Annotated in this window: 16 protein-coding genes, 2 tRNA genes and 1 pseudogene; 5 read left to right on the forward strand and 14 right to left on the reverse strand. The window is 55.3% G+C overall.

What is annotated here, in order from left to right:
* Positions 1 to 458 precede the first annotated feature (458 nt).
* Positions 459 to 534 (forward strand) — tRNA-Asn (locus AC6I7Z_RS12415).
* Positions 535 to 587: 53 nt separating this feature from the next.
* On the opposite strand, the pseudogene AC6I7Z_RS12420 reads toward AC6I7Z_RS12415, so the two are convergent.
* The 13 genes and pseudogenes from AC6I7Z_RS12420 to AC6I7Z_RS12480 all read right to left on the reverse strand — a co-directional run bounded on the left by AC6I7Z_RS12420 (position 588) and on the right by AC6I7Z_RS12480 (position 14,525).
* Positions 588 to 910, reverse strand: a pseudogene (locus tag AC6I7Z_RS12420) (type II toxin-antitoxin system PemK/MazF family toxin).
* Positions 911 to 1,298: 388 nt separating this feature from the next.
* Positions 1,299 to 3,497 (reverse strand): DEAD/DEAH box helicase, encoded by a 2,199-nt coding sequence (locus AC6I7Z_RS12425; RefSeq protein WP_497814427.1) that lies wholly within the window; start codon positions 3,495 to 3,497, stop codon positions 1,299 to 1,301.
* A complete protein-coding gene (locus tag AC6I7Z_RS12430) occupies positions 3,490 to 4,425 on the reverse strand; it encodes a HamA C-terminal domain-containing protein (protein ID WP_497814428.1) in 936 nt (311 codons plus the stop codon). Before AC6I7Z_RS12430 ends, AC6I7Z_RS12425 begins: the two co-directional genes overlap by 8 nt.
* Before the next feature lie 576 nt (positions 4,426 to 5,001).
* Positions 5,002 to 6,243 (reverse strand): NtaA/DmoA family FMN-dependent monooxygenase, encoded by a 1,242-nt coding sequence (locus AC6I7Z_RS12435; RefSeq protein WP_497814429.1) that lies wholly within the window; start codon positions 6,241 to 6,243, stop codon positions 5,002 to 5,004.
* Positions 6,240 to 7,451 carry a M20 family metallopeptidase gene (locus AC6I7Z_RS12440; RefSeq protein WP_497814430.1) on the reverse strand — a complete coding sequence of 404 codons (1,212 nt, stop codon included), beginning with the start codon at positions 7,449 to 7,451 and terminating at the stop codon, positions 6,240 to 6,242. Before AC6I7Z_RS12440 ends, AC6I7Z_RS12435 begins: the two co-directional genes overlap by 4 nt.
* Positions 7,448 to 8,236, reverse strand: a complete 789-nt coding sequence (locus AC6I7Z_RS12445) for an ABC transporter ATP-binding protein (RefSeq protein ID WP_497814431.1) — start codon at positions 8,234 to 8,236, stop codon at positions 7,448 to 7,450. Before AC6I7Z_RS12445 ends, AC6I7Z_RS12440 begins: the two co-directional genes overlap by 4 nt.
* Positions 8,233 to 9,006, reverse strand: a complete 774-nt coding sequence (locus AC6I7Z_RS12450; protein WP_497814432.1) for an ABC transporter permease — start codon at positions 9,004 to 9,006, stop codon at positions 8,233 to 8,235. The genes AC6I7Z_RS12445 and AC6I7Z_RS12450 overlap by 4 nt, the downstream gene beginning before the upstream one ends.
* A complete protein-coding gene (locus tag AC6I7Z_RS12455; protein ID WP_497814433.1) occupies positions 9,003 to 10,007 on the reverse strand; it encodes a taurine ABC transporter substrate-binding protein in 1,005 nt (334 codons plus the stop codon). Before AC6I7Z_RS12455 ends, AC6I7Z_RS12450 begins: the two co-directional genes overlap by 4 nt.
* Positions 10,008 to 10,094: 87 nt before the next feature.
* On the reverse strand, positions 10,095 to 10,808 hold the full coding sequence (gene cuyB / locus AC6I7Z_RS12460; protein ID WP_497814434.1) for a cysteate racemase: 714 nt from the start codon (positions 10,806 to 10,808) through the stop codon (positions 10,095 to 10,097).
* A complete protein-coding gene (gene cuyA, locus AC6I7Z_RS12465; RefSeq protein ID WP_497814435.1) occupies positions 10,801 to 11,817 on the reverse strand; it encodes a D-cysteate sulfo-lyase in 1,017 nt (338 codons plus the stop codon). The genes cuyB and cuyA overlap by 8 nt, the downstream gene beginning before the upstream one ends.
* 110 nt (positions 11,818 to 11,927) lie before the next feature.
* The gene (locus AC6I7Z_RS12470) at positions 11,928 to 12,584 is read right to left on the reverse strand and encodes a methionine ABC transporter permease (protein WP_497814436.1); all 657 of its coding nucleotides are present in this window, start codon (positions 12,582 to 12,584) and stop codon (positions 11,928 to 11,930) included.
* Complete coding sequence (locus AC6I7Z_RS12475) at positions 12,565 to 13,683, reverse strand: methionine ABC transporter ATP-binding protein (RefSeq protein ID WP_497814437.1); 1,119 nt, start codon at positions 13,681 to 13,683, stop codon at positions 12,565 to 12,567. Before AC6I7Z_RS12475 ends, AC6I7Z_RS12470 begins: the two co-directional genes overlap by 20 nt.
* Positions 13,684 to 13,694: 11 nt before the next feature.
* Complete coding sequence (locus tag AC6I7Z_RS12480; RefSeq protein WP_497814438.1) at positions 13,695 to 14,525, reverse strand: MetQ/NlpA family ABC transporter substrate-binding protein; 831 nt, start codon at positions 14,523 to 14,525, stop codon at positions 13,695 to 13,697.
* 213 nt (positions 14,526 to 14,738) lie between these two features.
* On the opposite strand from AC6I7Z_RS12480, the gene AC6I7Z_RS12485 reads away from it, so the two are divergent.
* From AC6I7Z_RS12485 to AC6I7Z_RS12495, 3 genes are all read left to right on the forward strand, one after another.
* Positions 14,739 to 15,380 (forward strand): TetR/AcrR family transcriptional regulator, encoded by a 642-nt coding sequence (locus tag AC6I7Z_RS12485; protein ID WP_033750734.1) that lies wholly within the window; start codon positions 14,739 to 14,741, stop codon positions 15,378 to 15,380.
* 73 nt (positions 15,381 to 15,453) lie between these two features.
* Positions 15,454 to 16,836 carry a D-arabinono-1,4-lactone oxidase gene (locus AC6I7Z_RS12490; protein ID WP_497814439.1) on the forward strand — a complete coding sequence of 461 codons (1,383 nt, stop codon included), beginning with the start codon at positions 15,454 to 15,456 and terminating at the stop codon, positions 16,834 to 16,836.
* Positions 16,837 to 16,855: 19 nt separating this feature from the next.
* Complete coding sequence (locus AC6I7Z_RS12495) at positions 16,856 to 17,683, forward strand: glycosyltransferase family 8 protein (protein ID WP_497814440.1); 828 nt, start codon at positions 16,856 to 16,858, stop codon at positions 17,681 to 17,683.
* Between the two features lie 40 nt (positions 17,684 to 17,723).
* Here AC6I7Z_RS12495 and AC6I7Z_RS12500 read toward each other — a convergent pair whose 3' ends face one another.
* The gene (locus tag AC6I7Z_RS12500) at positions 17,724 to 18,845 is read right to left on the reverse strand and encodes a Gfo/Idh/MocA family protein (protein ID WP_497814441.1); all 1,122 of its coding nucleotides are present in this window, start codon (positions 18,843 to 18,845) and stop codon (positions 17,724 to 17,726) included.
* A 329-nt stretch (positions 18,846 to 19,174) separates the two neighbouring features.
* Between AC6I7Z_RS12500 and AC6I7Z_RS12505 the strand changes: the two genes are divergently transcribed.
* Positions 19,175 to 19,250: transfer RNA gene (locus tag AC6I7Z_RS12505), tRNA-Asn, on the forward strand.
* Positions 19,251 to 19,418 lie beyond the last annotated feature (168 nt).

Raw genomic sequence — 19,418 nt, forward strand, 5'->3', positions numbered from 1 at the left:
TGAAAAATATCTTTTACATTCACTCAACGTTGCTGGCGGTTTCAGGTCTGTTTACAGAGGTGACTGCTGGGCATCGCGCTTTTTTGTGACCAACCCCTCCTTTTTACAATCACTTGTTTATACTGGGAATAATTTTAAAATTGCGTTCCACTTTTATAGAGTAATTCCGCTGGTGATAATAAGCAGTTTATTTGTTCCATTAATTCCGTTTTTGAAATTTTTATCATAAAAGCACTGAAACAGTTGTTTTAACATCGGCAAATAACAAAACTTTGACACGCATCTAACATCTGCCGGGAAATGCGTTTAAAGTGAGATCCTGTCGGCAGTTTGAAATCTCGCCGAATCTGTTGAAAAAGCGGCAAACCGCTGCTTTTGCGAGCGTTCAGTTGAGAAAAGTGAAATCGTGCTTTGACAAGCCGGAACGCCGTCGCTAATATTCGCCCCGTTCCAACAATTCCTCTGTAGTTCAGTCGGTAGAACGGCGGACTGTTAATCCGTATGTCACTGGTTCGAGTCCAGTCAGAGGAGCCAAATTTAAAAAGCCTGCTTTTAAGCAGGCTTTTTGCTTTTATGAGGTTCTGATGTCAACGCAGAATCGCATCCAGTCTGGCAAGCACCTCCTTTACAACGGCATCAGGTATGCGTTCCAGCCGCTTGCCGTTCCGGGCCGCCATATCGAGGGTTTTGGGCTGGTTACAGCGAATAACGCCCGTTGTTTTTGTCCTCGCCTCTTCCAGTGAAACAGCGAACATGCAGTGCGAGCAAAGTTTCCGCCGCTGGTGACGGTAACCACTACCGGTAACCGGGTCAGCTTGTTAAACGATGCCTTCGATACGATAGGTACCGGAGGTTTTCCACTTTGCTCGTGGCCAGCAATCGGTTCCAGTGAAACGAGGCATATCGTCATTTCTATAGAAGCTATATGGCAATGACAATGACAATGACAATGACAATGACAAACAAGAACTGCTGTAGACTAAGCTAAGGGGTCAATACAGTAACGCTTTTATTCCCTTATCTTTACTCAGGGTCTGCTGATTATTGAATTATTCAGCCAAAGTTGGGCAAAGCTGCTTTGAGTTTGATGACGGGATTGATAATAAGAACTATGAAATTTACTCCTTGTTTTTTATATTGATCCGACACACAAATCAAAATCGATAACTCCCAACCGTTCAAGGCTATATGTTAAATTAAGTCGCGACTAATACATATTTATTAATACCCAACCGCTTTCTTGTTTTATACTTATCTTTTCATGATAGATAAATATAATCTCATTAGTTTTTCCAAACCTAAATTATTACATTTTTCTTGATGATATTTTTCTCATAATCTATCAAATTTTTATTTTCATATAATTTTTCATTCTTTATTAATTGAATGATTGATTCATCAGAAAGAGTATTTGGAATAAATTTGGAAATTTTATCAATTGCAGACTTTGGAATTCCATATTCAATCAAAATATTTAAATGCTCTGGAATGAAATCATTTTCAATTATAGATGAATAATACAAATAGTTACCAGGAACTAGCCCATAAATATTGCATACATAAAATTGCAACTCATTCAGCACTGAAAGTAGTTTAGGCAACTTATATGGAAACCAGTGTCTAAGTATATAAAATGAATCTTTGATCGATTCATCCATTAATTTACTTCTTTTATCTAAATTTAAATTTTTTGCTTGACTTATTTTATAATCATACATGCTTTTAACTAACTTAATTATATTCTGAGAAAGACCATAATCAAAAGTAACTTTAGTCAATCTCTTTGAAGACATTTGATTACTTTTCTCATTTTCTTTTAATAGAAACTCCCAGCAGAGTTGCACGCAAAACTCTAACTGATTGTATTTTGGTGTCGCATTCCATGAAAGTAAAGAATGAATATTATAAATATTTACTCTTAGATAATCTAAGAGCTTCTTCTGCCCTCTAATATTAATTGAGTTTTTTTTAAATAATAACATCTCCTCATAAGATAATGAAGCTATGAAGTTGTATCCTTCAGATTCCTTATCCTGAACTTCATCGGCATCCAAATTTATCAAGATCTCCTCATTAATCGGATTTTGCTCAAAAAAAGGTATATCAATAAAAACAGCTTCTTTTTGGGGAGGGGGGTTAAAATTAAAGACGTTCCCTGAATAATGCTGCATTAACCTACCCGCTCGTCCCTTTATATTCGAATAGTCGAAGAAATCGATATCTAACCTATCCCCTTTCTTATCGTCGAAGTAAACAATATTTTTTGCACTTGTATTTACACCCTCAATAATAGTTGATGTACAAAACAAAACATTAATTAAACCATCATTGAAATAATCAATTACAGATGACGTTATATGCCGAGGCAAAGCTCCATCATGAAACGCCACGCCTAGCCTTAAAGATCCAATCAAAGACCATGATGTTGAAATGTTCTTCTCTATCCATTCAATTAATGGTAGATTATTAGCCCTTTTTGAACCTTTTTTTTTATAAATAAAATCAGAATAATTTTTTGAAAGTTTTCTTGCCTTAGCAGGAGATGCACAATAAATAATAGATTGCTCGTTACTCCGTTCTTCGAGCAGATCGAATAATACTTTCTCTTTGAATTTTGCCTTTTTACCTAAATTTCCAAATAAGCCATTATATTTTTCATAAACATTAAAGCTATTACACCTAACAAGACTATATTGGCTTTCATAAAAAACTGCATTATATTTATCTGAAAAACCGGGTGTTATACCATTAATATTAGGTCCCAAGAAGTAAAACCTTGGAGCGCTTAATTTAAAGATCTTGATAAATGCATTATTTAAAGATTGATGTCTTTCGTCATCTCGCTTTGAGCTAAATTTATAAAACTCATCGACTATAAGAAAATCTATTTTAGGAAATTCCTTATACTCATTGACTCTCTCAGATGTCAATAAAAATATATTTCCTTTCTCTGTAGTACTATATACTTGATTAGTCCGTATTATTAACTTATATTTATCAAGATATTTTGAAAGTTTTTTTCTAGTTTCATCCAGTAAGGCAAGCGTCGGCTGAATAATCAATATATTTTCATATTTCATCGAAGCCACAATTTCTTCAATCAATAGACTTTTGCCAAAACTTGTTGGTGCACTTGCTATAACATTTTTATCTGAATTAATAAGATCAAGTAAATATTTCTGCTCATCGTGAAAAATTTTACCTTCGATATTTAGTGAACGATTATTTTCAAGTCTAATTTTTTGCGCAGACGAAGATAAATGTAAATTTTCCTTCAAAATATAGGGATAAAAACCAGCAGACTCAATTAAGTCTGCTAATATATGATCTAGCTCGCGAGAATAATCATTTCTATTTTCAATAAGCTGAATAAGTATATCTCTACCAATTTCCTCATTCATTATGAGTTGGTGAGCACATTTCTGATAAGTTTGAAATGTATAGTCAAAAATATTATTACATTTAATAATATTATTTTCATTCATAATATCACCCACCAAGCTGCTGAATTAAAGACAATTTTTGATGAAGTTTTTTTACTAACTCGATTTTATTATTGACAGGAAATAGCATAAGAATAATATTTAGATGCATTTTCAAAGGATGAGCATAGTTATCGTCAAAATGTTTTTTTAACATTAATATCTTATTCTTATAATACTCTGAAAACTCGATGGAATTTTCATCATCAAATTTGCTAAAAGCATCACAACTATAGGTACACAATAGCGGTATATTTATATTATTAAGTTTATCAGATAGTTTTGTACCTGATGATAATCTTTTAATCCAGTATTCTTGTTCGGAGCTATTTTGTGTATGCCGTATTTTCTTAGATATGAGATTGAACTCTGAGTTCAAATAATCTGACTTAAAATGATCCTCAACATCTTTTATCAGTTCATTTATGCCTTTTTTCGGGTCAATGTACAATTTTGATTCGCCCAACCAAAGTGTCTTATTCAGTGGATCAATATGAACTGCATCAAAACCATGAACCGTATGTCCAATTGAATCTTTAAAATAAATTTTAGATAACAATGGAATCGTATTGTGAAAATCTCTTAATATAAGATGAAGTATAAGCTCACCAAATTCGCCACGACGAAGATATTTATCAGCAACATCATCAGATAAAGCACCAGAATTTAAATAAAGATCTTTGATTTTTTGATACTCATCAATTTTATAAATTGAGCGAGATGCATCTATCAGCTTTGACAATGTTTCAGTATTATCTGTCTGCGTCCCTTCATGAAACCCATAAGCGAACTCATGTAATGCAGATAATATCTTCATTACGAAAGGATCTAAGCGATAAAATGATACGCCACTATCATTTATATCAAAACCGACTAAATAACTACGTAGATCCGCCGCTTTAACTCTTTCTTCTATCACTTCATGTGCTTTAAATGGTCCCATATTCTATCCAGCAATCGCAAATAAATTATTAATATCAATAAGATATCGCATTTCCTAAGATGTTTAACATCTCAATTCTATTGACGATGAATCTCAAAGAAAAACTACACAGTGGTTCATTAACTTATTGAATGTTATAACCAAAAGTTAAATCAACCAATACTGTTTATTTTTACAGCAGCATAATGAGAATAAGAGTTAGATTATTTGACACTTGTAGTATCAGATATTTAATGTTGTAAAGAGTTTAGGAATAGCCAGCAGTAGTGTAGTAACAATTATTGTTAATTTACCGTCAACGCCCAAATTGGTTACCCAAAAATATTTCATTAAAAAGGTAGCCATTCTGGTGGTCTTAACAAGACTAGATTTCTGATTTAGCTTGATCTTCAGCCCGTTAATGGCTTAAGTGACCCCAGTCAGAGGAGCCAAAAACCCAAAGCCCGATCAAGGAAACCTGAGCGGGCTTTTAATTTTTGGGTTGCGTGAATATCGTGACGATAAGACGATGAAAGTGCTTAGCCCTGCACCAGCGGCGCCAGCTCCAGGCTCGATCGGAAATCATCTCCCACATAATCACCGTCCAGCACATCGCGTCTGCGCAGTTTCCGGCAGCAGGCCGTTCAGCAGTAAATCTTCTTGATCGGGCTGCCCCAGGCCGTGCAGCGAAATCACATCCAGCACACCTGCCCGATAACGCTGCTCAATGGCGTCGGCCAGCGCCTCCGGCGTACCGGCGGTAAACCAGTGACCGGTCTCTTCCGCCTTAATAATCAGCTCGCGCAGCGTCAGACCTTCCAGCGCAAAGCTGCGGAAGATCGCGGCGCGCCCCTGGCGCCGGTGCACCTGCGCCAGCGCCGGGATCAGCGCGGCGGGCAGCGGCTGGTCGAGCGGCCGATCGCGCAGATCGATCTCGCCGCCGAGCATATCGGCTACGCGCAGCCTGCCCTGATCATAATTAATTCGCTCGTGCTTCTCGCGCAGGCGGCGCGCCACGTCGGCGTCGCTTTCGCCGATGATGGCGTGGAAGGAGTTCATGATCAGCGGCGGGTTCTGTTCGCGACCAACGCGCCGCGCGCGCTGCTGCACGTCGGCAACAAACGCCTGCGCCGCCTCGAAGGTCGGCTGCGAGGTGTAAATCACCTCAGCAAAGCGCGCGCCCAGCGAGACGCCCGCCTCTGACTGCCCGGCCTGAAACTGCACCGGACGGCGCTGCGGCGGCGGCGGTACGTTGAGCGGCCCGGCGACCTGAAAATAGTCGCCGCGATAGTGAATCGCGTGCAGCTTCGCCGGATCGATCTTTATCCCACCGCTGGCGGTGCGCTGCACCGCATCAGGCTGGTTGGCGTCGAACAGCGCATTAATGACCTCAATAAATTCGCTGGCGCGGGCATAGCGCGCTTCCGGCGGCGGCAGCGCGCCTTCGCCGAAGTTCTCTTCGCCCACGGACGAGGTCACCGCGTTCCAGCCTGCGCGTCCGCCGCTGAGGTGGTCGAGCGTGCCGATCTGACGCGCCAGGTGATAGGGATGCAGCCAGCTGGTGCTGACGGTGGCGATCAGCCCGATATGGGACGTCGCCTGGCTCAGCGCCGCCAGCGCGATCAGCGGATCCTGGCTGCCGGTGGTCCCCGCCAGACCGGCGGGATCGGCCTGTAGCAGGTCAGCGGTGAACAGGCCGGTTATTTTCTCGCGCTCGGCTATCTTCGCCAGCGAGATGGCGCGCCTGATGCCGGTATCGGGCGCGCTGTCGTTGCCCGCTGCGATAACGCTGGCCGCGCCGACCAGCGTCTTGAGTTTTCTGCGGTGTGGTTGCGTCACGATCCTCTCCTCTGTTGCGCCGTAAAATCGGATTTGATGCGCTGAAGCGCGTCGACATCGGTCAGCAGACGCAGCCCGGTGCGCGCCAGCACTCGCGCGCCGACGATCAGCGCCTGATAGCCCTGTTCGGAATTAGCCGCCTCGCGGAACGGCACGGTGTGAAAAATCAGATCGTCCGGGCCGATTTTCAGCCAGGGGTGCGCCGTCGGCACCGCATGGCTGATGTCGCCCGCGTCGGTAGAGACTTTGCTGGTCTGCGGGGAGAGATCGACCTGCTCGCCCGCCGCCGTCAGCTCCTCCAGCAGCAGCGCATCCAGCGACGGATTAAGCCTGAAGTCGCGCGGGCCGACCTGGTGGTCAATCTCGACGCGCGCGCCGGTCGCCAGCGCCACGCCCTCCGCGATGGCGCGCAGGCGCGGCTCGAGCGCTTCAACCTGTTCGCGGCTGTCGGCGCGAATGTAGTAGTGCGCCGCGGCATACTCAGGAATGACGTTCGGCGCCTGGCCGCCGTTGGTAATAATGCCGTGCACGCGCACGCCGTCCGGCAGCTGCTGGCGCATCACGCTGATGCCGTTGTAAAGCAGCACCAGCGCGTCGAGCGCGTTAATGCCCTTGTGCGGCGCGCCGGCGGCGTGCGATGGCCTGCCGTAGAAGTGAAAATAGAGGTGATTATTCGCCAGCGTCGCTTCGGTAAGGCGTGTTTTACCCGCCGGATGCACCATCAGCGCCGCATCGACGCCGTCAAGCAGCCCCGCCTCGACAAAGCGTTTTTTGACGTTGCCCCTGGGGCCGCCCGGCCCTGCGAGGCCGCCCTCTTCCGCAGGGGTGCCCAGCACCACCACGCGACCGCCGGTCTGCGGCAGCGTCTCGCCCAGCGCAATCGCCGCCGCGACGCTGGTAACGCCGATCAGGTTATGGCCGCAGGCGTGGCCGATGTCGATCAGCGCGTCATACTCGGCGAGAAAGGCCACCGTGGCGCCGGGTTTAGCGCTATCTTTCACGGCGTAAAACGCGGTCTCGTGCCCGGCCACGCTGCGCGTCACCGTAAAGCCCTGCGCCTCCAGCAGCTGCGTGAGCTGCTGGCTGGCAAAGTACTCATTGTTGCCGGTTTCTGGCTGGCTGAAGATCGCTTTCGACACCTCGACATAGCGCGCGCCATACTGTTCAAGACTGTTTTCCAGCCGCTGTCGGAGCCTGTTCAGGGTCATTTTTCCTCCTCGGTGAAGGGCGTCAGATGGCGCTTCGCCTCCTGGCGCACGCGCTGTAATACATGGTGTTTGATGTCGCCGTAGTGCGGCTCGCTCGCCAGAGTTTCGATATCGCGCTGGCGGCCGAACGGCAGCCTGATTTCTTCAACGATGCGGCCCGGTCGCGCCGACATCACCAGAATGCGGTCGGCGAGAAACAGCGCCTCCTCAACGTCGTGGGTGACAAACAGCAGCGTAGTCTGGGTCGCAAGCCAGGCCTCGCGCAGCAGCTCCTGCATCATCATGCGGGTCTGCGCGTCAAGCGCGCCAAACGGCTCGTCCAGCAGCAGCACCTCAGGGCCAGGCAGCCAGGCGCGCGCCAGCGCCACGCGCTGCTTCATCCCGCCGGAAAGCTGCCAGGGCGCATGATCCTCAAAGCCCGCCAGCCCGACGCGCTTCAGCCATTCACGCGCGCGGGCGTCAACCTCTGCCCGGTTGTGCTTGCGCAGGCGCGGACCAAAGGTGACGTTCTCCAGCACGCTCAGCCAGGGAAAGAGGTTCGGCTGCTGAAAGATCATGCCGCGCGACGGATGCGGCTGCCGCACCGGCTCGCCGCCGCACAGCACGCGGCCCTGCTGCGGACGGACGAAACCGGCCAGCAGGTTGAGAATGGTGGACTTGCCGCAGCCGGAGGGGCCAAGCAGCACCACAAACTCCCCTTTGGTCAGGCTGAGATCGATATCTTCCAGCACCGTCAGCGCGCCGAAGCGCAGCGTGACCTGCTGCAGTGAAACAGGGTCGCTCATGCGTCTCTCCCGGCCCAGGGCACCAGCCAGCGCTGCAGGCCGAGCAGCAGCAGGTCGAGCAGATAGCCGATGCCGCCGAGCAGCAATATGCCAAGCATCACGATATCGGTGCGCAGATAAGCGCTGGCATTCATCACCATCCAGCCGAGGCCGGAGTTGGCAGCCACCATTTCGGCGGCGATCAGCGAGGTCCAGCCGATGCCCACCGACAGCCGGACGGTAGTGAAAAGATCGGGCAGCGTATCCGGCAGCACCACGCGCAGAAAGATCTGGCGCGGGGATGCGCCCAGCGTCTGCGCCACGCGTATGCGCGCGCGCGCCAGCCGCTCTACCGCCGCCTGGGCGCCGACCACCACGCTGAGAAAGGTGGCGATAAAGATCAGAAAGAATTTGGAGGCCTCGCCGATGCCGAGCCACACCACCGCCAGCGGGATCAGGGCGATTTTCGGCAGTGGACGCAGGAACTGCACAAAAGGGTTGAGCGCCGCCGCCAGCGGCTCCGACATCCCCATCAGCAGCCCCAGCGGCACGCCGATAATAATCGCGCAGGCGAACGCGCCGAGCGAACGCGCCAGGCTGACGGCGATGTTCTGCCACAGCGGCACCTGACGATAGCCGTCGCTGACCAGCTCCTGCGCCGTCAGGCCAATATCGGTCAGCGACGGCAGCAGCAGCGGATCGACCCACTGCTGTTCAGCCGCCGTTTGCCACAGCAGAAAAAACAGCGTCACCGAGATAACGCTGATGCTGATTTTGGTACGCAGCTTCATGGCGCGGCGTGTGCAGCTTGCTGCAGGAAGCGCGGATTAATCGCCGCATCCCAGTGCGCCGGAATATCCCGCTTGCGCACTTCGCCGGTTTCCGCGAGAAAGCTGGCGGTCTTGCTCAGCGCCTGGCCGATGCCGCTGGCGTCACTATTTTTGCCGTCGCCCAGCCAGGCCGCCGTCGCCTGCTCCTGAATCGACGGATACTCCAGCCCGGAAAGGGTATTGGTGGCGGTGGTCACCGACGCGCCGACCTCTTTCGCTACCGTCGCCGCGGCTTGCTCAGGGTGTTGACGGAATTCATCCACCTTTTGCTGATGCACGCGCAGGAAGGCGCTGACGATTTGCGGATACTGCTCGGCGAAGGCTTTGCGCACCGCATAGTTGTTGTAGATCAGGTAGCCCTCTTTCTGCAGATCTTTGGTGGCGAACACCTGATGGCCGCCCGCCGCCTCCAGCTGCTGGGCGAACGGCGCCCAGACGTAGCCCGCGTCAATATCGCCGCGCTTCCACGCGGCGACCATCTCTGCCGGGCGCAGCGGCAGCAGCGTGATTTTGCTGCGGTCCAGGTGGTGCACTTTGATCGCCGCGTCCAGCGCATACTGCGAGGTAGAGTTTGGCGGATAGCCGACGCGCTTGCCTTCCAGATCGCGCAGACCCTTAATGCCCTCTTTGCCGATTAGCCGCTCGTAGCTGGCGATCACGCCGGAAACGCCGACAATCTCAATCGGCAGCTTGCGCACCAGACCCGCCGTTGCCGGGCTGGAACCGAAGTTGGCGATATCGATAGCGTTGCTGGCGAAGTAGTTCAGCGCATCCGCGCCCGAAGCGAACTGCACCCAGTTCACTTTGGTGCCGAACGCTTTATCCAGCGAGCCGTCTGCCTTCGCCAGCATGATCACCTGCGAGCCGCCGCTGTAGGCGATACGCACTTCATCCGGCGTGGCGCCAAAGCTGAAACCGCTGACCAGAGTGGCGGCGAGTAAAAATCCCAACTGCTTTTTCATAGCCTTATCCTTGTGGAAGTCCTGACGACAGGCAAAAGCGTGCCGCCGCACGCGCAGAACGCGTAACCTGATTTAAGTATGTTGTAATTAAATGGCGCTTTGTTGCTGCTGCCAGAGGCGGGCGCACACCGCCGCCATCGCCTCTGCCGGATCGATAGCCGCGCGCGACGGCTGCCAGCCAACGGCGCGCAGCGCCAGCGGCACTTCGGTACAGGCGAGCACCAGCCGCTCCGCGCCGCGATCCAGCAGCGCCTGCGCCTGACGCGCCAGCAGCGCGCCGCCCGCCGCACTATCGCCGCGCTTCACCGCGTAGCAGCCCGGCACAAAATAGTCCGCGATCTCCGCGGCCGTGGGCAGCAGCGTATCGATGCCGCGCTGCGCAAAGCGCCGCTGAAACCAGCCCGCGTCGAGCGTGCCCTGCGTCGCAATCAGCCCCACCGAGGAGGGAGCCAGCACGGCTGCCGCCTCCGCCGTCGCGTCGGCGATATGCAGCAGCGGCGCGCGGCTGGCGGCCTGTAGCGCTTCGAACCAGTGGTGCGCGGTATTGCAGGCGATCGCGATATGGCTGGCGCCGACGCGATTCAGCCGCGCAACGCCGTCTATCAGCTGCGGCAGCGGCGACGGCCCCTGGCCCGCCAGCGCCTTTTGCCGATCGGGGATCTGCGGCACGTTCCAGACCACCATCGGTATCTGCTGCTGGTCGCTGGCGCTGTGCACCGCGCGCAGCAGCTGATGCTGAAAATCGACGGCGGCGAGCGGCCCCATGCCGCCGAGCACGCCAAGCAGAAACCGCTCAGCCATGCGCGAAACTCGCCTCAAGCGGCTGCTGATAGCCAAACAGCCCCGCCGCGCCGCCGGTGTGGATAAACACCAGGTTCTCATCCTGTCGGAAGCGACCCTGACGGATCAGATCGATCAGCCCGGCGAAGCCTTTGGCGGAGTAAACCGGATCGAGCAAGATGCCTTCGTGCTGCGCCAGCAGCGTCAGCGCCTCCAGCGTGCTCGCCGCAGGAAGGCCGTAGCCGTCGCCGACATAATCGCTGTTGGCGACCACCGCCTCGCGCGGCAGCGGCTGCGTCACGCCCAGCAGCTCAAGCGTTTGCGACGCCAGGTTCCAGACGTTCTGCTCCTGCTTCTCTTTCGGGGCACGCACGCTAATGCCCAGCACCGGAATGTTGCTGTTGCTGGCGAACAGGCCGGCCACCAGGCCCGCCTGGGTGCCGCTGCTGCCGGTGGCGTGCACCACATGATCGATGCGCAGTCGCTGCTCCGCCGACTGCCACAGCAGTTCCTGCGCGCAGGCGACGTAGCCGAGCGCGCCGACCGGGTTTGAGCCGCCGCCTGGGATCACGTAGGGGCGATGCCCCTGTTCGCGCAGCTGAGCGGCGTGCTGCTCCATCGCCTGCTGCATATCTGCGCCGTTGGGCAGATGCGCAATGATTTCGCCGCCCAGCAGCTTGTCGAGCAGGACGTTGCCGGAGCGCTGGTAGGCTTCGCCGTAGTCGCTGACGCGCTGTTCGAGAAAGACATGGGCTTTCAGACCGAGACGCGCCGCGCCGGCGATGGTCTGGCGCACGTGGTTAGACTGGGTCGCGCCCTGGGTAATCACGATGTCCGCCTTTTCTGCCAGCGCCTGCGCCAGCAGAAACTCCAGCTTGCGCGTCTTGTTGCCGCCCGTGGCGAGGCCGGTGCTGTCGTCACGCTTGATCCAGAGCTGCGGGCCGCCCAGCAGCTTCGTCAGATTGTGCAGCGGCTCCAGCGGCGTGGGAAAATGGCCCAGCGAAAGACGGGGAAAACGGGCGAGATGCATAGCGCACTCCTTGACAGGTTAAACAGGGATTTGCCGGTACTTTATGCCGCTAGCGCGCTGATGTTTAAAAAGAAATAGTGCTATCCATTGCGGGAAAAAGCACAAGCGCGCTAGTGCCGTTTATCGATGCGCGCCACCAGCCGGTCGCCCAGCCACTGAATGCCGCACACCAGCACGATCAGCACCGCGATCACCGCCACCATCACCGCGGTATCGAAACGCTGATAGCCGTAGCGAATCGCCAGGTCGCCCAGCCCGCCCGCGCCGATGGCGCCCGCCATCGCCGACGCGCCGATCAGCGCCACCAGCGTCACCACGAAGCCGGCCAGAATGCCCGGCAGCGCCTCGGGGATCAGCACGTCCCAGACGATGCGCAGCTTGCTGGCGCCCATGGCGCGCACCGCGTCGATCAGACCGCGATCGACGTCGCGCAGCGAGACTTCCGCCACGCGCGCAAAATAGGGCGTGGCGGTGATGGATAACGGCACGATCGCCGCCCAGGTGCCGAGCGAGGTGCCGACCAGAAAGCGGGTAAAGGGGATCAGCGCCACCAGCAGAATAATAAAGGGCAGCGAGCGGAAGCCGTTGATAATCAAACCAAGCACGCGGTTGACGCCGCGATGTTCGGCGATGCCGCCCGGGCTGGTCATCACCAGGATCAGGCCGAGCGGCAGCCCGGCAATCAGCGAAAAGAGCCCGGCGATCGCCGTCATAATCAGGGTTTCCCACAGGGCGTTAAGCAGCAGATCAATCATTACTGGCGACATAGCCCACCTTTTCTACCTGAGCCTGCTGCTGCTGCAGCCAGGCGAGAACCCGTTGCTCATCGGCGCTGTTGCTGGCCGGAATGGCAATAAAGAAGCGCACCACCGCATAGTGCTGAATATGGTCGACGCCGCCCTGAATCAGGCGAAACGCGCCGGGCAAGGCGCAGGCGAAACGCGTCAGCAGCTCGCCCTGACCCTCCTGCCCGGCGAAGTGCACGTTGTAGATCACCTCGCCCTGTTGTTGCTGGCTCAGGCGCGCGGCGATATTGTCGGGCAGCTGCGGCAGCAGCCCGCGCAGCAGCGTGCGCGTTAGCTGCGCCTGCGGATGCGCGAACACCTGCCATACCGGCCCCTGCTCGATAATCTCGCCGGCGTCGATGACCGCCACGCGATGCGCCACTGATTTAATCACCTCCATCTCATGGGTGATCAGCAAAATGGTGATGCCAAGCCGCTGATTCAGCGATTTCAGCAGCGCGAGGATAGCGCGAGTGGTTTCCGGATCGAGCGCCGAGGTCGCCTCGTCGCACAGCAGCAGCGCCGGGCTGGCCGCCAGCGCGCGGGCGATGCCGACGCGCTGCTTCTGACCGCCCGAGAGCGCCGCCGGATAGTGCTGCGCCTTGTCGGACAGCCCGACCAGCTCCAGCAGCTCCGCGACGCGCCGGGCGCGCTGGGCTTTCGCCACGCCGGCAATCTTCAGCGGCAGCGCCACGTTCTGCGCCACGGTTTTCGCCGACAGCAGGTTGAAGTGCTGGAACACCATGCCGACGCGACTGCGGACTTTTTGCAGCTGCTTCTCCGACAGGCCGGTAATCCGCTGCCCCTCAATCTCGATCGCGCCCTCATCGGGCTGCTCCAGCCCGTTAAGGCAGCGGATCAGCGTCGATTTGCCCGCGCCGCTGCGGCCGATAATGCCGAGGATCTCGCCCTTGCGTACCCTGAGCGAAACCCCCTTTAGCGCCTGGGTCGCGCCGAAGCGGCGCGACACGTTTTGCAGGCGCACCACGCTATCGTCGCCTGCGGCCAGCGCCTCCGCGTGCTCGACCACGCCGCGCACTACCGCACTGAGCGGAGCGACTGCCTCTGAAAATACCGTCATGCTCGCTATCCTTACCAGGCGGTCAGGCCGGTGCCTTTGTAGACCTGATCAAACACCTTCTTCACCGCGTCGTTCTGGTAGGAGGCGACCAGCGTTTTTACCCAGGGCGCGTCGACGTTCGCTTTTTTCACCGCGATAAAGTTGTTGTAGGGATTATCTTTCACCGGCTCCTGCGCAATGCGATCTGCTTTGGTCAGGCCGCTTTTCAGCGCCCAGTCGGTATTCACCACCGCCGCGTCGAGATCGGGCACGGAACGGCCGATAATGCCGGAGTCCAGCTCTTTGATCTCAACGTGGCGCGGGTTGTCGGTGATATCGGCCGTGGTGGCGGCGATGCCCGCGCCCGCGCGCAGTTTGATCACGCCCTGCTGCTCAAGCAGCACCAGGCCGCGCGCCTCGTTGGAGGGATCGTTCGGCACGCCGATGACTGCGCCCTCTTTCAGATCGGCTGCGGATTTGACCTTTTTCGAGTAGAGGCCGATCGGCCAGACGGCGGTATCGCCGACGCGCACGATGTCGTAGTGGTTAACCTTAATCTGATTGTTGAGGAAGGGCTGATGCTGGAAGGCGTTCGCATCAACCTCGCCGTTCTGCAGCGCCTCGTTCGGCTGGTTATAGTCGTTAAATACCACGGTTTTTACCGTGAGCCCTTTTGCCGCCGCCTGCTTCACGACCTCGCGCCAGACATCCTCATCTTCGCCGCTCATGATGCCGACCTTGATTGAGGTTTTATCGGCGGCCCAGGCCGCTGAAACGGGCGCCAGCGCCGCGCCTGCCAGCAGCAGCGCTGCCGTGGTAAGAGTAAAAAATTTATTTTTAGCCTGTGCCGCGTAAGTGTGCATAAGGTGTTTCCTGAAAGTTATAATCGCGGGAGTCAAAGTTAACCGCCGCAACGACGGTTAGCCGCAGTATACGCAGTTGCTTATATCCGTATTATGATTTTTACGGGAATGCTATTCCTGAATTGAATATAAACAATCAGCCGCTCGCGTCGCCAAACCGATCTGGCGGGCTGTGATACCATGCTGGCTGGATTTTCCTGGTTACTGAGCGCTATGTCGGACACCACACCAAAACGAAAAAACGACCCTGAAGGGCTGAAAAAACGCATTCTCGCCGGCGCCCTGACCACCTTCGCCGAGTTCGGCATGCAGGGCGCGCGTCTGGAGCAGATCGCCGAAAACGCGCAAACCACCAAACGCATGGTGGTTTATCACTTCGGCAACAAAGAGAAGCTCTATATCGAGGTACTGGAGCAGGTCTATCAGGCAATCCGCCAGCATGAAACCGGCCTGAACCTGGCGGCGATGGAGCCGGAACTGGCGATGAGCAAGCTGGTGGAAGCCAGCTTCGACTACCACGTCTCTCACCCCGACTTTATGCGGCTGGTCTGCACTGAAAACCTGCTGCGCGGCCGCTATATCTCGCAGTCGCCGCGCATCAAGGCGCTGAACCGCAGCGCGCTCGACGTGCTGGACGATATTCTGGCGCGCGGCCAGCAGCAGGGCGTGTTTATTCGCGAGGTCGAAACCATCGACGTGCACCGCCTGATCAGCAGCATCTGCGTGCATCACGTCTCTAACCGCTACACCTTCAACGCCCTTTTCAGCCCCGACAACAGCGAAGAGGAGAGCGTCCGCCGCAATCGCCAGCTGGCGGTCACGGCGACGCTGCGCTACATCCGTAAAACGGGCTAAGGGAAGCGACAACGCTGTGATGGGCTACGCTTAACTGATGCCAATTATCCGATCTCAACACAGGAACGCAGTCGTGAGCAGAGACGCCGAACGTTATCCTTTACGCAACACCACCCTCAGCGCCGATGACGACGCGCTATGGAACTGGGCGCAAAACGCCCGGGTTGGCAGCCGCCAGCAGTTACACCAGCCGCGCAGCGAGGCGGAATTGCAGCAGCTGCTGCGCGATACCCACGGCCGCGTGCGCGTGGTCGGCAGCCGCCTGTCGCCGGGCCGCATGCTAAATGTCGCAGAGGATGACCTGCTGGTGGATATCAGCGCCCTTTCCGGCCTGCTGGCGCAGGATGAGCAGAGCGTTACTGTCGGCGCGGGCACCACGCTCAACGATCTCTACATTCAGCTTACCGCGCTGGACCGCATGCTGGCCGCCTCGCCCGGCGTGATTGCGGTGCAAAAGCTGGCGGGCGCGATGGCGACCGGCACGCACGGCCAGGGGCTGCATCAAAGCTCGCTGGCGGACGAAGCGCTGCGCATTCGTATGGTGCTGGCCGACGGGTCGATCCGCGAGTTTACGCGCGGCGAGCCGGACTTTCCCGCCGCGCAGGTGACGCTCGGCGCGCTTGGCATCGTTACCGCCGTCACGCTGCGCACTCAGCCCTTTCGTATTTACACCTGCCATAAAAACGCGGTGTCGGCGGATAATCTTGAGCAGGATCTGCTGCGCTGGAACAGCGAGTACGCGCTGAGCAAGGCCTGGTGGTTCGTCGACGATAACCTGATGCACGTCTGGAACGCGAACGAAGCGAGCGCGCAGGAAAGCGCCGAGTGGCAGGCTAACGGCCGCGAGGTGGTGAAGCATGCCGACCAGGGCGACGACAGCCTGAACAGCACCATCGACCAGACGCTGGAGCAGATGCACCGCGACACGCAGATCCACGGCAAAGGCGGGAAACAGTTCCGCACCGTGACGCGCTTTCGCGACTTTACCGACGTTACCGGCGACATCTATCAGCTGTTCTGCCGCGGCATCGCGGTACCGCAGATTAACGTCGAAATCGGCGTTCCCCTTTCCCGCACCCCTGCCGTTATCAGCAAAATCAAACAGTGGTACGCCGCAGAGCGGCCGCATATGCACTACCCGATTATCCTGCGCTGCACCGGCGCCTCGGAGGCCTGGCTCAGCCCGGCCTACGGCGAGCCGACCTGCTTCTTCGGCTTTGTGGTCTATTACGCCGACGACGGTTCGCTGTCGCAGGATGGCCTGCACTTTCTTACCGAGGTAGAGAAGCTGCTGGCGGAAGAAGGCGGACGGCCGCACTGGGGCAAATATTACGACGCCGGACGTTACGCCTGGCGCGACGTCTATCCGCACTGGGACGACTTCCGCACGCTGTGCCGCGAGCTGGACCCGCAGCGCCGCTTCAGCAACGATTATCTGACCGCGCTTTTTGACTGACTTTTACAGGGAGAGAACCATGTTTGCATGGGTTACGCTGCTGACGCAGCCCGACTATCTGGTGGGCGTCAAGGCGCTGCACCGTTCACTGAAACAGAGCGGCACGCGCTGGCCGCTGGTGGTGATGACCACCGACGCGATCCCGCAGGCGGATTGCGCAGCGTTGCAGGCAGAGGGCTGCGTGGTGCGGCCGGTCGATCCGATCTACCCTAACAGCGCGCTGGAACAGCACTACGCCTCGGCGCAATTTGGCGAAGTCTGGACCAAACTGCGTGCCTGGCAGCTGACCGACTACGCGCGCGTGGTGTTCCTCGATGCCGATATGCTGGTGCTGCAAAATATGGATGAGCTGTTTACGCTCGATCTCGGCGACAACCTGCTGGCTGCCTGTCACGCCTGCCGCTGCAACCCTAACCAGATCGCCTCTTATCCCGCCAGCTGGCAGCCGGAAAACTGCCACTATACCTGGCAGGATCGCGGCGAGCCTGCGCCTGTTCTGCTTGATAACTACCTTAACGGCGGTTTTCTGGTGCTCACGCCGGACAGTGAGGTCTTTGAACAGCTGGCGGACCGCGTTGCCGCGATTGTGGATTTGAAGGCTTATCCCTTCTCGGAGCAGGATCTGCTGAACGAGGCGTTTCACGGACGCTGGCTGCCGCTCTCCTATATCTACAACGCGCTGAAAACCCTGCCTTTCCAGCACAGTCGGATGTGGAAAGAGAGCGAAGTGAAGAATCTGCATTTCATTCTGGCGAAGCCGTGGAAGCGCGATTTGCAGCAGCCGGAGAGCGAACGCGACCGCTACTATGCGCTGGATAAGCTGTGGTGGGAGAAAGCCGCAGGATAATCATTCGGGCGCGCGGCTTCACGGGCCGCGCGCTGCTGCGCTAAACCGCCTGCCAGCGCCGCTCGGCGGCGGAAATCGCAATCGCCTCCAGCACCTTCTGCACCTGCAACCCTTCGGCAAAATCGGGCCACAGGCGATCGCCCGCCGCGATGCCGTTAATCAGGTCGCGAATTTCCACCGTTTTCTGATCGTTAAAACCGATGCCGTGCCCGGCCGAGACGCAGAAGTTGGCGTAGTCGGGGTGCGCCGGACCGGTCAGAATAGTTTTAAAACCCTGACGTCCCGCCGGCTCGTCGTGCAGATAGAGTTCCAGCTCCGCCATGCGCTCCTGACTGTAGCGCAGCGTGCCTTTGGTGCCGGTGACGACATAGGTCAGCCCCATTTTGCTGCCGCAGGCGATGCGCGAGGTTTCAATTACACCGTGCGCGCCGTTGCGAAAGCGCAGCAGCGCGCTGGCCTGATCTTCATTCTCTACCGGCAGCTGGCGGCTGGGATCTTTCGCGTCGGGACGGGTTTTAATCACCGTCATCATGTCGCCGCTCACCTCTTCGATGTCGCCCACCAGATAGTGCGCCATATTGACGATATGCGCCGCCAGATCGCCCAGCGCGCCAAGGCCCGCCAGCGCTCTCTGGCAGTGCCAGTCGAGCGGCGTCTCCGGCTTCGCCAGATAATCTTCATTGTGGGTGCCGTAGAAATGCACCACCTCGCCGATCTCACCGCGCGCGATAATCTCTTTCGCCAGCTGGCTGGTGGGGTTCTTCATGTAGTTAAAGCCCACCAGGGTTTTCACCCCGGCGGCCTGCGCCGCCTGCACCATCTCTTCGGCGTCGGCCACCGAGAGCGACAGCGGCTTTTCTGAATAGACATGCTTGCCGTGGCGAATCGCCTCCAGCGCCATCTCTTTATGCAGGAAGTTGGGCGCGCAGATATCTACCACGTCAATCGCCGGATCGCGCACCAGCTCGCGCCAGTCGCCGGTCGAGCGCGCAAAGCCAAAGGCGGCCGCCTGCTTCTCCGCCAGCGCCGGATTGACCTCCGCCAGCATCTCCCGCACGATTTCGCCCTTTAGCGGAAAAACCGTCGGCGCCTGCGCGTAGGCGATAGCGTGGCAGCGGCCGATATAGCCGCTGCCGATCATGCCGATCCTGACTCTGTTCATCGACTGCCCTCTTGTTTCAAATATCAGTTTTTGCGGAATATACGTTTCAATATAAACACAGGCAAATGGCAGAGATGAGAAGTGTGAGCCGCTTTGAAATCTTTGTCTTAAGGGCGCTGCGCGGAGATTCAGGCAGCGTGACGCACACCCCGAAAAAGGTTATTTTTTTCATTAAACATTTCAGAGGAAAATAATTTTCATTTAGCAGGTGTGAGCATTTTTACCGACGTGTCCGCTTCTGGCGTTTATTTCAGCAGTTGAACGTTTTTGTGAAAAAGGGCTTTGACATGGCCAGTGCAGGTCGATAATATGCGCCCCGTTCAAGCGATTCCTCTGTAGTTCAGTCGGTAGAACGGCGGACTGTTAATCCGTATGTCACTGGTTCGAGTCCAGTCAGAGGAGCCAAATTTAGAGAAGCCCGCTCAGGGAAACCTGAGCGGGCTTTTTGTTTTTCCCGTTTTACGTTTCTGCATAGCCCTGCTTCATTAATAACAGCGCAGCTCGGAATTCTGATGGGGAAGCGCAATCTTTTAGTATGTTGTAACTAGAGGGATGCACTCGTTTCATAGTCAA

The sequence above is a fragment of the Pantoea sp. X-Soil-MYKO-1289 genome, assembly GCF_059730625.1.

Coding starts and splice junctions, on each gene's coding strand:
- AC6I7Z_RS12430 (WP_497814428.1), bottom strand. CDS start 4,425: ATGGGACCATTTAAAGCACATGAAGTGATAGAAGAAAGAGTTAAAGCG.
- AC6I7Z_RS12450 (WP_497814432.1), bottom strand. CDS start 9,006: ATGAAGCTGCGTACCAAAATCAGCATCAGCGTTATCTCGGTGACGCTG.
- AC6I7Z_RS12500 (WP_497814441.1), bottom strand. CDS start 18,845: ATGAACAGAGTCAGGATCGGCATGATCGGCAGCGGCTATATCGGCCGC.
- AC6I7Z_RS12485 (WP_033750734.1), top strand. CDS start 14,739: ATGTCGGACACCACACCAAAACGAAAAAACGACCCTGAAGGGCTGAAA.
- cuyB (WP_497814434.1), bottom strand. CDS start 10,808: ATGGCTGAGCGGTTTCTGCTTGGCGTGCTCGGCGGCATGGGGCCGCTC.
- AC6I7Z_RS12445 (WP_497814431.1), bottom strand. CDS start 8,236: ATGAGCGACCCTGTTTCACTGCAGCAGGTCACGCTGCGCTTCGGCGCG.
- cuyA (WP_497814435.1), bottom strand. CDS start 11,817: ATGCATCTCGCCCGTTTTCCCCGTCTTTCGCTGGGCCATTTTCCCACG.
- AC6I7Z_RS12440 (WP_497814430.1), bottom strand. CDS start 7,451: ATGACCCTGAACAGGCTCCGACAGCGGCTGGAAAACAGTCTTGAACAG.
- AC6I7Z_RS12455 (WP_497814433.1), bottom strand. CDS start 10,007: ATGAAAAAGCAGTTGGGATTTTTACTCGCCGCCACTCTGGTCAGCGGT.
- AC6I7Z_RS12470 (WP_497814436.1), bottom strand. CDS start 12,584: ATGTCGCCAGTAATGATTGATCTGCTGCTTAACGCCCTGTGGGAAACC.
- AC6I7Z_RS12475 (WP_497814437.1), bottom strand. CDS start 13,683: ATGACGGTATTTTCAGAGGCAGTCGCTCCGCTCAGTGCGGTAGTGCGC.
- AC6I7Z_RS12495 (WP_497814440.1), top strand. CDS start 16,856: ATGTTTGCATGGGTTACGCTGCTGACGCAGCCCGACTATCTGGTGGGC.
- AC6I7Z_RS12480 (WP_497814438.1), bottom strand. CDS start 14,525: ATGCACACTTACGCGGCACAGGCTAAAAATAAATTTTTTACTCTTACC.